Here is a 12,691-nt window from a genome sequence, read left to right on the forward strand (position 1 = left end):
ACCGTATTCCGGTGGGCCCCCTGCCTGACGATGGACCGCCCGGTGATGGCGGGGAAGGAACCGGTGTTCGCCCACGGCGCCCCGGTCGGCTACGTCACCAGCGCCGACTACGGCTTCACGATCGGCACCGCCATCGCCTACGCCTGGTTGCCGCCAGCGCCGGCCGTAGCCTCTCAGCGCCTGGAGATCGAGTACTTTGGCGAACGACTTGCCGCCGTCGTCGCCGAGGAGCCGTTGTACGACCTGCGGATGAAGAGGCTCCGCGTCAGAGCGGGGTGAGGACGCAGAACTCGTTGCCCTCTGGGTCGACGAGGCACGTCCACGGGACGTCGCCCTGGCCGAGGTCGATGTCGGTGGCGCCGAGAGCCCGCAGCCGGGCCACCTCCGCCGCTTGATCGTCACCGGGGTACGGCCGGAGATCGAGATGGACGCGGTTCTTGACAGTCTTCACGTAGGGCGTGCGGAGAAACTCGAGATACGGGCCGACACCTTTGGCGGAGCGCAACACCGCATGATCGTCGGTCACCTCGTGCAGGGTCCAGTCCATCGCCTCGCCCCAGAACCGGGCCATGGCCCGTGGATCCGTGCAGTCGACCACCACCACGGCCATCAGCCCGGTGTCCCGGTAGATCGATCGAGGCTCCAACACACAGAACTCGTTGCCCTCCGGGTCGGCGAGGACCGTCCACGGCACGTCGCCCTGGCCGACGTCGACGGGCGTCGCACCAAGAGCCTGAAGGCGCGCGATCAGGTCCGCCTGATGGGCCGCTGAGGTGGTGGCGAGGTCGATGTGCACGCGGTTCTTCACCGTCTTGGGTTCCGGGACGGCGATGATGTCCAGGCAGACGGCGATGGGGTCAGGATAGGTGAAGCCCTCGGGTTCGAGGTTGGTCACGCCGGGTTCCTCGCTGGAAATGGTCCAGCCGAGCGCCTCGGCCCAGAACCGGCCGAGTGCGGAGTCATCCCGAGCATTCATCGCAATTTGAACAAGCCGCGTCGCCATTCCGCCGGTTCTATGCCCGCGTGGATGAGGAACCGCACGTGTTCGGCTCAACCGGCGGTACCGGGCAGGTCGGGGACTTCGCCGGGCTGCCGAAGGCCTTGGGCGGGTGCGGAGGCGGTGATGGCGTAGCGGCCCAGGAAGTTGATGTGGGCGTGGCCGAGCGGACTGAGGCGGGCGACATCCTCGTTCTTGACCGGGACACCCTCGGCGCGGAGCCGGTCGACGGCCGCCTGACAGGTAGCGGGTGCTCCACAGCGCGACGGCGTTGACGACCAGGCCGAGCACGGCCGGCTGGTCCTCGCGGTAGGACTGGCGATCCGGTCCCGGCCGGGCGCGGCGAGGCTACAGTCCTCGCGCACCAGGTTGACCGCCAGGGGTTGTTGCCACCGGCTTAGGGGCCATGGTGGACGGCGATCCACCGGTACGGCCACACCGCCAAAGCTGACCCAGGCCCCAAAGTAGCGGTGAGGTTCGTGAGAGCCGGTCAGGCGTTCGTGCGTGATAGGTGGTCGGGAAGGTCGGTGAGGCGTTCGATGCGGAGCACCGTCTCGTCTGCCGTCGGCGATGGCCCACCGGTGATGAAGTCGATGCCACGGTCCAGCCAGATGCCGGTGAGCCCGGCGAGGGCGGCTGCGTTCACGTCGCTTTCCAGCATGTCGCCCACGTTGACCGCCTGCGCGGGGTCCGTCCGCATCCACCGGCAGGCGGTGGCGTAGGCGACGGGCTTGGCCGCACCGAGCTCGGTCGGGGTCAGGACAGCTTCGAAGTATTCGAGGAGGCCGAAGCGGGCGAGCTTGGCGCGCTGCTGCTCGGGGTCCCCGTTGGTGAGAACGGCAAGACGCGGTCCTCGGGGAAGCCGTTTCAGGGTCTCCAGGCATGGCTGGACATCGGGATAGCTCCGCCAGGACTCCTCGAACACGGTGAGGTAGCGGTCGGCGATCCAGGCGTCCAGAAGGCCGGGACTTTCAGGAATTGGCTCGCCGAGCATTGGCAGGAAGGAACGGAGCCTGCGTCGGTGGTGCTCAGCGAAGGAGCACTGACCGGCCAGATATTCCCGCATGTGGCGCCCCTCCAGCGTCCACCACAAGGTCACCAGCTCCTCCGGTGGAGCCGTCGCGTTCGGCGCGGCCTGGACGATCTGGCCGATCGTTTCCAAGACCGCGCTTCGATGATCGACCAGGGTGCCGTCCAGATCGAAGAAAATCACATCCGCCATAGGATGATCATCTCGTGGCGCTTGTCCCTGACGCCAGAGGGGTCCTTGGCGCCCGGCCTGGCGGACCACGCCACCTGAAGTGCTCAGTGACATTGACGGCGCGGGGTGTCGAGGTGTTCGTCTGATGAACGCGCCCCGGGGAAGTCCGACGCGACCGCCACGTAGCCGAGCGCCGCGATGCGATCGGCCACCTCGCGGATGTCGGCGGTGACCCCGAACAGCTGGTGCGCCAGGATGCGAGCCAGGCGTGCGCGGCCTGGCCACTTAGGCGCGCATATCGCCCAGCCTGACCTCGGACAGCAGCCCGACGACCGCCTCGGCGGCGTCGCGGGCCGAGGCTGGGTTCTGGCCGGTGACCAGGCGGCCGTCCACCACCACCTGGGCGGCGAAGCCGGGGCCTGGCACGTGGGTGGCGCCTTCTGCGGTGAGCCGGTCGGCCAGTAGGAACGGCACCACGGACGTCAGCCCGACGGCTTCCTCCTCCTCGTTGGTGAAGGCGGCCACCCGCCTTCCGGACACCAGGGGCGAGCCGTCGGAGAGGGTGACCCCGGCCAGCGCCGACGGCCCATGGCAGACGGCCGCCACCACTCCGCCGCTCTCGAAGATCTCCCGAGCCAGCCGCGACAGAGCGAGGTTGTCGGGAAAGTCCCACATTGTGCCGTGGCCTCCTGCGAAGAAGACCGCGTCGTACGCCAAAGGGTCAAGGGTGTCCACGGCAGGAGTCTCCCCCAGGCCGGACAGGAACCGGCGCTGCGCGGGGTCGGCAGGGTCGTCGCCGTCGCGCGGCGGCACTCCGCCTCTGACGCTCGCCACGTCCACCTCGTGGCCTGCGGCGGTGAAGACCTCCCACGGATGCGCGGCCTCCGACACATAGAAGCCGGTCTTGCGTCCGGTGTCGCCCAGGGTGTCGTGGCTGGTCAGAACGATCAGAATTCTCATGCCCCGAGCATGCCTCCGGCGACCCATCACCCACCAATAGCACAGACGCTGGGTATCATCAGCTTTCTGATGAGTTTGTCGTACGACCTGCTCCGCACGTTCCTGGCCGTCTACCGGGCCAGGTCGGTGACCCGCGCCGCCGAGCTGCTCCAGCTCTCCCAGCCCGCTGTCACCGCCCAGATCAGGTCGCTGGAGCGGGCTGTGCGCAGGCCGCTGTTCGAACGGGTGGCGCGCGGCATGGCACCCACGCCCGCTGCTGACGAGCTGGCCGCACGGCTCGCAGGGCCGCTCGACGCTCTCGACGAGCTGGTGATGGGCGATCTCGGCGAGCCTGCTGAGGTGTTCGGCCGCACCGTCCACCTGGGCGGCCCTGCCGAGCTGGTCTGTGCCAGAGTGCTGCCGTCGCTGGCCGCGATGGTGCGCGAGGGCCTGCGGCTGCGCGTCACGCTCGGCCTGCCTGAGCAGTTGCTCGCCGCCCTCGCCGACGGCAGCCTCGATCTGGTCATCTCCAGCGTGCGGCCGCGCAAGGCCGGGCTGCGGGTCGAGCCGCTGTGCGACGAGGAGTTCGTGCTCGTCGCCGCTCCCGGCTGGAGTTTCGGGCAGCTGGACGGCGCCCCGCTCGTCGCCTACGCGGAGAACCTGCCGATCCTGCGCCGCTACTGGCGCACCGTCTTCGACACCCGGCTCACGCGAAACCCCGCGCTGGTCGTTCCCGACCTGCGCGGGGTGCTGGCCGCCGTCGCGGCAGGAGCGGGGGTCACGGTGCTGCCGCGCTACCTGTGCGCGGCCGAATTGGCCGATGGGCGGCTCCTGGCCCTCCTGGAGCCGGAACTGCCGCCCATCAACACACTCTTCCTCGCCTCTCGCGCCGGGACCCGCCATCCGGCGGCGCAAGCCGTACACGGGCACCTGCTGCTGCAGGGCCGCACCTGGTCCTAGAGGATGGCTGATATCGCAGTGAGCCGGTGGATAGGGGTGGTCGCTGCTGTTCGGGGGTGGTCGTGATGGCGACCGCGCGACGTCCGTGTCCACCGGCGCCGGGTCCGTTGGAGGAGTACGTGACCCGGTTCGATGATCTGTGGTGCTCGCTCGCGCAGCGCCGGGGGTGCCGTGAATATCTGGCCGGGCTGTTGCTGCCGCGCGATCGGAACAAGACGCACCAGGGCTCCTGGGCTCCGGTGGATGAGGCGCACACGCCGATCGACGCCGCCGGTGAGCTTGTGCGGCGTGAGCGGGAGTTGGAGGACCTCATCGAGTGCTGGACGCTGGATGAGGTCGAGCTGGAGCTGACGGGCAACAAGACCGGGGTGACTCGGCTCGGGTTCGCGCTGCTGCTGAAGTTCTTCGAGCTGGAGGTGCGCCTCCCCCGGCGCGAGGACATGCCCAGGGCCGCGGTGGAGTTCATGGCCGGCCAGGTGAAGATCGACGCCGTTGGTCGGCAGCACGATCGAGTACCACCGGGCGCAGATCCGCAAGACGTACGGGACGCGGCCGGCCAGTGAGGCCGATGAGGTGTGCTCGGTGGAGATCGATCTCACCGACCGTCGGTCCCCGATGAACAGGAATCACGGTCAGGCGCAGCCGACTCATTATCGTTAGATATGCCCAACTTGTAACAACTACGCCTTGAAGCCGATATCTACCTCGCGGCTCGCCCGTGGCTTCGGGTGCGATATGAGGTCGCACGCTTTGAGTGATTACCTGAAAGGAGGCTCGACGATGTCGAGTACGTGATCCGGGTCGGTGTCCGAGACCCGTCCCCACCTCCGTGGACGCAGCCCGCGTACGAGAACCAACTGCGGGGCCTGGTGCCGCAGGACCCGCCACGGGGAGCCATAGTCGAGCGGGATGGACCGCTGGCGCGAACCCACCATGGCACCCATGGGACCGTCGACCACGCTGGTCTCGCCTGCGACGACCTGGCAGGACCGATCCGCCGGCAACTGGAAGCGCCCTGTGCTCCCGGCTCGGTGGTGGTGGCTCAATCGCCGGGCGGATCAGGAAACGCGCCCTGGGCGGAGGCTTCGGCGGCATGGTCTTTGGGGAGGCCGGTGTCGGCGGTTACTTGGTGATGGCGTCGAGCAGGTAGCGGCGTTGCTGCTCGGTCAGGTCACCGATACGGCGATTGGCGTCGATTCCGCCTACCGTCAGGAGCTTGGCGATCTCGACAGGGCTGTGGCCGGGCAGGATGGACAGTAGCCATCCGACCCAGGCGTTTTTGACGGCGTCGTCGGTGCGGGCCAACACCTCGGTCAGGGTCATCCGCCCGGTGATCACCGCTTCGCGCAACTGAGCCTGGGTCAACGGAGTCGGCGCCTGCGGGGTCGGCGGCCGGGCAGAAGGCGTGGGGGCGGGTGAGGCGGGTGCCGTATGGCCGGCGACGTGGGGTCGGTGCCCGGTTTGCGGGTGGTCTTCACCCAGTACGCCGTGCGTGGCGATCAGGAGGGCGCCCCCGGTGACGGCGACGCCTGCGGCGACGGTCAGGTGGCGTTTGGACAGTCGACCGCCCTCTTGGCCGGCGGCGGCAAGTCTGAGGCCGACGATTGCGGTGCGCAGCAGCACACCGGTGACCATGCCGAGTAGGAGCGGCACGATCTGGCCGGGCAGCGGGGCGATGGTGGCGATCAGAATGCCGGCGGCCGGGCTGAGGCAGGAGACCACCAGCCACGGAGCCAGGCGCTGCCTGGCCATGTCCAGCAGGGCGGCCAGGGCCAGTCCTTCGCCGGCCGAGTGGACCATGAGGGCGATGACGACCACGGCGGAGGCGGTCAGTGCCAGCGTCGCGCCTTCGATCGCCCGGTGCAGGGTGAGGGCGGCCGCGGTGCCCATGCCGCCGAACAAGGCGGCGTCGACGGCTTCCTTGACGCGGCGGTGCAGGCCGGGCGCGTGCCTGCCACCGACCGGCCTGGATCCCCCGTGCCCGTGCCCGCAGCCTTTGCGGGTGAAGTGGGTGATCACCAGGAAGCCGAACACGATGGCCAGCCCGACGGCCCACAGGGGTACTCCCGTCTCAGCCGCATCTCGCCAGGCGTCGGGCAGCAGGTCGACCAGGGCGGTGATCAGCATCATCGCTGAGGCGATCGCCAGCCACACCGTCACCTTCGCGGAGTTACGCCGGGCCAGCCACGCCCCGGCGAGCGTGGACAGCGACATCAGCAGCACCGCAACCCACGCGCCGGCACCGGGAGATGCTCCCTGCAGCGCCGGTCCCAGCGCCGGCGTCCCTTCGGCCATCAACATGTCTCACCACCTCTTATCGGGATTGGATCGCAGAAGAGTTTTTTCGAACCGGCCGGCGGGTCGTTCAGCGCTCTTCGGCGGCGGGGCCACCTGCAGGCGTGCCCGCCGGCGTGTCGCCGGCCGGGTGCGATGCCGATTGCCTTGACGCCGGCTGCCGGCCGGTGGCTATCGGTGACGGCGGCGGTGTCAGCCCCAGCTCGCCAAAATCGGCGAGTTCACCGAGCAGGCTCTGTAGTTGGTCGACCTGCGCTTGCAGGCTGCGCTTGAGGCGGTCGCCGTAGTCGGCGGCGAAAGCGTTGAACTCCTCGGTCCGGCGTTCCAGCTCCTGTCCGCAGGAGGCATGCACCTCTTGCCGCAGGACGGCGGCACGGTCGCGGGCTTGCGCCAGGATCACCTCGACCTGCTGTTCGGCGGCAGCCAGCATCCGGTCGGCACTGTCCTGGGCCATCGCCATGATCCGCGTCACGCGCTCCTCCGCCGGTCCATCATGCCTGGCGGCGCGCTCAGCGGCGGCCGCTCGGGCGTATAGCTCCGCGTTTTCTTGCACGAGCGTGGTGAAGGTGGTTTCGATGTGGCCGAGGAAGGTGTCCACCTCGGCCAGGTCGTAGCCTTCGCGCAGCCGGACCACGGTGAACACCTGGTTGCGCACGGCGGCGGGGCTCAGTCGGCTCACGCTGGCGGGAAGGCCGGTGCCGAGCGGGGAGGTAGGGGTGTGGTCGATCTCGTCGATGGGGGCGGATGCGTGCCCGGGCTCGTCGTGCATGGCCTTTCACGTAACCTTTCACCATGGTTTTCGAAGCGTGACCGGGACTGACGAGATCGGGAACTGGTGTCGTCTGACCGTTGCGGTCCCGGGCTGTGGGAGATGCCTGGCCATGCGGTACACGCCAAGGTCAGCTCATCGCGCCTGGCCTGGCCGCGTGGTGTTGAGTGAGGGTGGGTGTCTCACGACCGGCATGTTCCTCGGGCCCAGGCCAGGTAGTCGGTGCTCTGGTCGGTGAGGATGCGGGTGACGCCGTAGCCGGCCAGGCGTCGCCAGGCGTCACGGTTGTTGGGGGTCCAGGCGTAGACGGCCGCGCCCGCATTGCGGTAGGCGCGGACCCGGGCACGGGTCAGCCGGTCGTAGCGCACCGCGACGAAGGCGTACGTGCGGGCCAGCGCGACCGATGGTGCGGACCTGGTCACCAGGCCCTTGCGGGCCGGGATGGAATCCACCGCCCGTAGCGCCATGGGAGAAAACGAGGTCAGGTTCGCCCACCGAAAGGCGTCCTGGCGTCGATAGGCGTCGTGCAGGGCACGCAGGTCCGCGACGTCGGGAACCTGCTTGAGCTCGACCAGCGCCTCGCTGACTCGGCCGCGCAGCAGCGCCAATGCCTGGCCTAGCGTCGGCGGGTGCTGCCCGTCGCCGGTACGCAGCGCGCGAAACCGGGTCAGCGTCATGGCCGCGACGCGGCCGCTGCCGGTGGTGGTTCGATCCACTGTGGCGTCGTGCATCAGCACTGGATGGTGGTCCCTGGTGAAACGGACGTCGAATTCAACACCGGCCGAGCCCGCATCCAGCGTGCGACCGAACGCGGTGAGGGTGTTCTCCAACCCGGCACTCCGATCCCCCCGGTGGGAGACCACGCTCGGTACCGAACACCTCGTTGCCACCGCGGCGCTGGACGTGCGGGTGATCTCGGCAAGGGTGAGGACCGTCAGCAACAAGATCATCAACGCCTCTCCCCGCAGGATCCGGGGCGCACCGTGCGTCTGAGGTTTCCCGTCCCCGGCCGACGAACGTCGCCGGGGACGGGGGGTGTGAGCCATGAGCGGCTACCTGCGGCCGCTACTTGGTGACCTTGCGCAGGTAGCCGGCCGAGGCCCAGCCGCGCCTGCCGTTGGCGGCCATGACCTTGACCCAGCCCCTGGTCGGCTTGCAGGCGCCGGCGAACCGGCCGTCGGCCACCCGCAGCCTGGCGACCGGGCGAAAGCGCAGCCCGGCGCCGGAGCGGACGTTGAGGAAGCTGACGCGCCGCACGTGGGTGACCTGATAGGTGCAAGCCAGCGTCGGCCGGCCGGTCACGCCGACCGGACCGGCGTTGCGCACCTTGCGCAGGTGACTCGCCGAGGCCCAGCCGATCACGCCGCTGGCGCTCTTGATCCGCACCCAGCCGTTGACGCTCGTGCAGGCGCCGGCGAGCCGGCCATCGGCCACCCGTAGCTTGCCGACCGGGTGGAAGGTCTTGTCCGCGCCGGAGCGGAGGTTGACGTACTGGTCGCGGTCGATGCGGTTAACCCGGTAGGTGCAGGCCAGCGCCGGCCGGCCGGTCACGGCGAGAGGGGAGGCGAGCTTGCGGAGGTTGCCGGACGGAACCCAGCCGGTCACACCGGTGGCGGTTTTGACCCGCACCCAGCCGTTGACGCTCGTGCAGGTACCGGCGACCGGCGCCTCGCCCGTCCGTAGCGTGCCGACCGGGCCGAAGGCCTTGCCGGCACCGGAGCGGATGTTCAGCACGGCGCCGGAGCGCACGTCGGTGACCTGGTAGGTGCAGGCCAGGGCAGGACTGCCGGCCGTGCCGGCGAGGCGGGCGGCCGCGTGGGCGGGCAGGGCGGCCAGGATGAGTCCGCTCAGTGTGGCGCACGCGGTCAGGGTGGTGGTTCGCTTCGCGATCATTGCGATGTCTCCCTTTGATCGGCATCTGTTCACCGGCGCGGGGTCGGCAGCCTGGTCAAGCTAGGGGTACTTGACCTGCGATGCTCACGAAGGGTAATTTCCTCATTACCAAATGCTTAAACATATGACCAACTGAACAGATATTCATTGCGATGAACAGCCCGTACCCCGACGAGGAAAAGAGGTAGACGCCGTGCCCCCCGAACCATGCTCTGTGCACCTGTGCACCTGTGCGCCTGTGCACCTGAACAGCCATTCGCATGCGAGGGTGACTGCGCATCCCGACGCCCACTCCTCCTCGCTCGCGGACGCCGGGCGGGTGCAGAGGCGTCCGACGGGCGCTGCCGACCGGACACACGGTGCAGGAGCTTGCGCAGGTCTTCGGACTGCCGGCCGATCCCGGGAGGCTGAGGCTGACGGCCGCGCTGCTGCAGGCAGGAGAGAGGTGTGTGCGACCTGGCTGCGACCTCATGTGCGCTGCGACTGCTGCGCGCGCACCGCGTGGTGCAGGTCCGCCGAGCCGGGCGGCCGGCGCACTACCGGCTCGCCGACTCCCACATGCGGATGCTGTTCGCCCTGGCGATCACCCATATCGGGCACGACACAGAAACCCACCACCAAGGGGAGCGAAGCGATGGCTGAGCGTGGACATGGAGGCGGGCATGGCTCCGGACACGGGCATGGGCATGCGGTGAGCGCTGAGGCCGATCGCCGCTACCTGACCGGGGCACTGGCGCTGATCGTCGGATTCATGGCGGTCGAGGTCGTCGTCGGCTTCATCGCCCGGTCTCTGGCCCTGATCTCCGATGCCGGTCATATGCTCACCGACGCCGTCGCCATCGTCTTCGCGCTGATCGCCATGCGGATCGCCGCCCGGCCACCGCAGGGCGGCTTCACCTACGGGCTCAAGCGCGCCGAGATCATCTCCGCGCAGATCAACGGCATCACCCTGCTACTGCTGGCCGCCTACTTCACCTACGAAGGCGTCCGCCGCCTGATCGTGCCTCCCGAGGTTGAAGGCCGGTACGTGGTGGTGACCGGCCTGGCCGGAATCGTCGTCAACCTGGCCGCCACCTGGCTGCTGTCTCGGGCCAACCGCTCCAGTCTCAACGTCGAAGGCGCCTACCAGCACATCCTCAATGACCTGTTCGCCTTCATCGCCACCACGATCGCCGGAGCCGTCATCTGGCTCACCGGCTGGGCCCGTGCCGACGCGATCGCCGCCCTCGTCGTCGCCGTATTGATGCTCACGGCGGGCTGGGGACTGGTCCGCGACGCGAGCCGGGTCTTCATGGAAGCCGCTCCCGCGAACATGAATCCCGCCGAGATCGGCGCCAGAACCGCCGCTTTGGAACACGTCGTCGAAGTGCATGACCTGCACATCTGGGAGGTCACCTCCGGCTACGCCGCGCTGTCGGCGCACATCCTGGTCGCCTCCGGCGCCGACTGTCACACCGTACGCCTGGCCGCCGAGCGGATATTCCACGACACCTACGGCATCGAGCACACCACCTTGCAGGTCGACCACGCCCCACCGCAACTGCTGACCATCGGCGGCACCGACACCCACTGCGCCGCACCCCACGGTCCCACCCACCGTAGCCCCCCTCACGAAAACAGCACCATCCCCGCCACACCCCCGGCCGGCCACACTGCCCCCGGCGATCAAAGCGATGCGGCCCGCCTGTCACAGAGCCCGGAGTAGATCACGGCGTCCACCTCCGCGGCGATCATCGAAGGCGAGTTTTCGCGCTCTCCTGACGAGCCACAGGACCCCGGCGGATTCATCGGCCCACGCGCTGCGTCAAGGACAGGTAGGATCTGCCCGGCGAACGCTCCCCAGGTGAGGATCTCCGGTCGCGTCCAATGCCCGATCTTCACCACGCCACGCCCGAAAAGCTGGGATAACCACCCCGCAAAGCGCATTAGCCACACACTGGAATTTCACTGTTAGAGCAGGTCAGAGCCACTATTCGGTGAGCTTTGGCTGATCGATGTGGGGTGGTTCGATGAGTTTGTCGAGGCGTGAGATGGTCGCTGGACTGGGGGCGGTGGCCGTCTCCGCTGTTTCACCGCCGGTGATTCCGCCATCACCGGCGCCGCGGTTGCCGGAGGCCGAGCCGCTGATCGTTCCGGCCGATCGTAGGCCTGACCAGCTCGCCAGGGATGAGAGCTTCTGGGGCACTGTGGCACGGCAGTACCGGGTCAGCCCGGACTTCATCAACCTGGAGAACGGCTACTACGGGATCATGCCTGAGCCGGTGCGTCAGGCATATCACCGCAACGTGGACCAGCTGAACGAGCTGAACTCCCACCTGCTGCGCACCTCCTACACCGATCGGGCCACCCAGGTCAGGAAACGCATCGCGACCGTCCTGGGTGCCTCCCATGAGGAGATCGCCCTGACCCGTGGTGGCACCGAAGCCCTGCAGAACCTGATCGGCGGCTACAACCGGCTGCGGCCGGGCGACGCGGTGATGTACGCCGACCTCGACTACCACAGCGCGCGGTACGCCATGAACTGGCTGCGCGGTCGGCGCGGGGTGAGCGTCGAGCGGATGGCCATCCCCGAGCCGGCGACCCACCAGGCCACACTGGACACCTACGCCCAGGCGCTACGCGACCATCCACGGGTCAAGTTGCTGCTGCTGAGTCATATGAACAACCGCACCGGACTCGTCCTGCCGGTGGCAGAGATCGTCTCGATGGCCCGTGACAAAGGCGTCGACGTGATCGTCGACGCGGCCCACTCCTGGGGGCAGCTCGACTTCACCATCGGTGACCTCAAAGCGGATTTCGCGGTGTTCTCCTTGCACAAGTGGATGGGGGCGCCGCTGGGGTCGGGGTTCCTCTACATTCGCAAGAACCGCCTGGCCGACATCGACCCTGCTTTCGCCGACGAGACCTACTCCGGCCGCGACATCCGCTCGCGGGTCCACTCCGGCACCATGGACGTCGCCCCGATCCTCACCGTGGGCACCGCCCTGGACTTCCACGACACCCTGGGTGCCGCGGTCAAGCAGGCGCGGCTGCGCTTTCTGCGCGACCGCTGGGTGCACCAGGTGATCGACATTCCCAACCTGGAGATCCTCACTCCCGAGGAGCCCGCCATGTACGGGACCATGACCGCGTTCCGGATCACCGGACGCACCTCCGAAGCCGACAACGTCGCGATCACCAAGGATCTGATGGACAGGCATCGGATCTTCACGGTGCGCCGCGGCGGGCCGGTGCGGGGCGACTGCGTCCGGGTGACGCCGGCGCTGTTCACCTCCCGAGACCAGGTCGACCTGCTCGCCGTGGCGGTGCGCGAACTGGCCTCGCGGATGCGCCGCTGAAAACATGCCGGTCGGCGTAGTGCTCGGCGGTCCGCAGCGGGTCCAGCGGCACCTTGTCGTGATCATGGATGCCTCGCGTAGCGGGCCCGCCATCGGGCGGGCCCGCTACGCGCTCGGACACGCCCGCTTGGCGTTCTTCGGCGCGCTCAGCACCTCACACGGGGTCCGGCCGAGCCGTGACCGGGAACCCCGCGCCTGTTTTATGCCGTCGCCGGGGTGGTCTGTGGTGAGGCTGCCAGGTGTCCTGATCGATCCAGGGTGGCCACGGCGGCGGCGCTGCCGAGGCCGATCAGTGTCAG

15 protein-coding genes and 1 pseudogene are annotated in these 12,691 nt (G+C 68.6%); 7 read left to right on the plus strand and 9 right to left on the minus strand.

What is annotated here, in order from left to right; all coding sequences use genetic code 11:
* Positions 1–30 precede the first annotated feature (30 nt).
* Positions 31–279 (plus strand): glycine cleavage T C-terminal barrel domain-containing protein, encoded by a 249-nt coding sequence (locus ABT130_RS35095; protein ID WP_350962901.1) that lies wholly within the window; start codon positions 31–33, stop codon positions 277–279.
* Here the strand turns inward: ABT130_RS35095 and ABT130_RS35100 are convergent.
* The 5 genes from ABT130_RS35100 to ABT130_RS35120 all read right to left on the minus strand — a co-directional run bounded on the left by ABT130_RS35100 (position 266) and on the right by ABT130_RS35120 (position 3,158).
* A complete protein-coding gene (locus ABT130_RS35100) occupies positions 266–976 on the minus strand; it encodes a VOC family protein (protein ID WP_350962904.1) in 711 nt (236 codons plus the stop codon). The two genes, ABT130_RS35095 and ABT130_RS35100, sit on opposite strands and share 14 nt — an antisense overlap.
* A gap of 74 nt (positions 977–1,050) precedes the next feature.
* Complete coding sequence (locus tag ABT130_RS35105; RefSeq protein WP_502992236.1) at positions 1,051–1,362, minus strand: Tn3 family transposase; 312 nt, start codon at positions 1,360–1,362, stop codon at positions 1,051–1,053.
* A gap of 125 nt (positions 1,363–1,487) precedes the next feature.
* Positions 1,488–2,219, minus strand: coding sequence for an HAD family hydrolase (locus tag ABT130_RS35110; RefSeq protein WP_350962907.1), 732 nt, complete (start codon positions 2,217–2,219; stop codon positions 1,488–1,490).
* 83 nt (positions 2,220–2,302) lie between these two features.
* Entirely contained in the window at positions 2,303–2,497 is a 195-nt protein-coding gene (locus ABT130_RS35115) for a dienelactone hydrolase family protein (RefSeq protein ID WP_350962932.1), read from the minus strand.
* Entirely contained in the window at positions 2,484–3,158 is a 675-nt protein-coding gene (locus ABT130_RS35120; protein WP_350962909.1) for a type 1 glutamine amidotransferase domain-containing protein, read from the minus strand. Before ABT130_RS35120 ends, ABT130_RS35115 begins: the two co-directional genes overlap by 14 nt.
* A 69-nt stretch (positions 3,159–3,227) precedes the next feature.
* On the opposite strand from ABT130_RS35120, the gene ABT130_RS35125 reads away from it, so the two are divergent.
* From ABT130_RS35125 to ABT130_RS47855, 3 genes and pseudogenes are all read left to right on the plus strand, one after another.
* Positions 3,228–4,097, plus strand: coding sequence for a LysR family transcriptional regulator (locus ABT130_RS35125; RefSeq protein WP_350922441.1), 870 nt, complete (start codon positions 3,228–3,230; stop codon positions 4,095–4,097).
* Between the two features lie 65 nt (positions 4,098–4,162).
* Positions 4,163–4,315, plus strand: a pseudogene (locus tag ABT130_RS47850) (IS701 family transposase); the annotation flags it as partial.
* A gap of 63 nt (positions 4,316–4,378) precedes the next feature.
* Complete coding sequence (locus tag ABT130_RS47855) at positions 4,379–4,660, plus strand: DUF4158 domain-containing protein (protein ID WP_502992237.1); 282 nt, start codon at positions 4,379–4,381, stop codon at positions 4,658–4,660.
* A 559-nt stretch (positions 4,661–5,219) separates the two neighbouring features.
* Here the strand turns inward: ABT130_RS47855 and ABT130_RS35135 are convergent.
* The 4 genes from ABT130_RS35135 to ABT130_RS35150 form a co-directional block, all read right to left on the minus strand.
* Positions 5,220–6,398 carry a hypothetical protein gene (locus ABT130_RS35135; protein WP_350962915.1) on the minus strand — a complete coding sequence of 393 codons (1,179 nt, stop codon included), beginning with the start codon at positions 6,396–6,398 and terminating at the stop codon, positions 5,220–5,222.
* 64 nt (positions 6,399–6,462) lie between these two features.
* Complete coding sequence (locus ABT130_RS35140; RefSeq protein WP_350962918.1) at positions 6,463–7,161, minus strand: DivIVA domain-containing protein; 699 nt, start codon at positions 7,159–7,161, stop codon at positions 6,463–6,465.
* Between the two features lie 182 nt (positions 7,162–7,343).
* Complete coding sequence (locus ABT130_RS35145; RefSeq protein WP_350962920.1) at positions 7,344–8,111, minus strand: glycerophosphodiester phosphodiesterase; 768 nt, start codon at positions 8,109–8,111, stop codon at positions 7,344–7,346.
* Between the two features lie 115 nt (positions 8,112–8,226).
* The gene (locus tag ABT130_RS35150; RefSeq protein WP_350962923.1) at positions 8,227–9,054 is read right to left on the minus strand and encodes an SH3 domain-containing protein; all 828 of its coding nucleotides are present in this window, start codon (positions 9,052–9,054) and stop codon (positions 8,227–8,229) included.
* A 447-nt stretch (positions 9,055–9,501) separates the two neighbouring features.
* Between ABT130_RS35150 and ABT130_RS35155 the strand changes: the two genes are divergently transcribed.
* The 3 genes from ABT130_RS35155 to ABT130_RS35165 all read left to right on the plus strand — a co-directional run bounded on the left by ABT130_RS35155 (position 9,502) and on the right by ABT130_RS35165 (position 12,392).
* Positions 9,502–9,696 (plus strand): hypothetical protein, encoded by a 195-nt coding sequence (locus ABT130_RS35155; RefSeq protein WP_350962925.1) that lies wholly within the window; start codon positions 9,502–9,504, stop codon positions 9,694–9,696.
* Positions 9,697–9,745: 49 nt separating this feature from the next.
* A complete protein-coding gene (locus ABT130_RS35160) occupies positions 9,746–10,759 on the plus strand; it encodes a cation diffusion facilitator family transporter (RefSeq protein WP_350962927.1) in 1,014 nt (337 codons plus the stop codon).
* A 304-nt stretch (positions 10,760–11,063) separates the two neighbouring features.
* Positions 11,064–12,392: an aminotransferase class V-fold PLP-dependent enzyme gene (locus ABT130_RS35165; protein ID WP_350962929.1), complete on the plus strand. Its 1,329-nt coding sequence runs from the start codon at positions 11,064–11,066 to the stop codon at positions 12,390–12,392.
* Positions 12,393–12,691: the final 299 nt, after the last annotated feature.

Source organism: Streptosporangium sp. NPDC001681, assembly GCF_040298085.1.
Lineage (GTDB): Bacteria > Actinomycetota > Actinomycetes > Streptosporangiales > Streptosporangiaceae > Streptosporangium.

Coding starts and splice junctions, on each gene's coding strand:
- ABT130_RS35095 (WP_350962901.1), top strand. CDS start 31: ATGGACCGCCCGGTGATGGCGGGGAAGGAACCGGTGTTCGCCCACGGC.
- ABT130_RS35100 (WP_350962904.1), bottom strand. CDS start 976: ATGAATGCTCGGGATGACTCCGCACTCGGCCGGTTCTGGGCCGAGGCG.
- ABT130_RS35110 (WP_350962907.1), bottom strand. CDS start 2,219: ATGGCGGATGTGATTTTCTTCGATCTGGACGGCACCCTGGTCGATCAT.
- ABT130_RS35120 (WP_350962909.1), bottom strand. CDS start 3,158: ATGAGAATTCTGATCGTTCTGACCAGCCACGACACCCTGGGCGACACC.
- ABT130_RS35125 (WP_350922441.1), top strand. CDS start 3,228: ATGAGTTTGTCGTACGACCTGCTCCGCACGTTCCTGGCCGTCTACCGG.
- ABT130_RS35135 (WP_350962915.1), bottom strand. CDS start 6,398: ATGTTGATGGCCGAAGGGACGCCGGCGCTGGGACCGGCGCTGCAGGGA.
- ABT130_RS35140 (WP_350962918.1), bottom strand. CDS start 7,161: ATGCACGACGAGCCCGGGCACGCATCCGCCCCCATCGACGAGATCGAC.
- ABT130_RS35145 (WP_350962920.1), bottom strand. CDS start 8,111: ATGATCTTGTTGCTGACGGTCCTCACCCTTGCCGAGATCACCCGCACG.
- ABT130_RS35150 (WP_350962923.1), bottom strand. CDS start 9,054: ATGATCGCGAAGCGAACCACCACCCTGACCGCGTGCGCCACACTGAGC.
- ABT130_RS35165 (WP_350962929.1), top strand. CDS start 11,064: ATGAGTTTGTCGAGGCGTGAGATGGTCGCTGGACTGGGGGCGGTGGCC.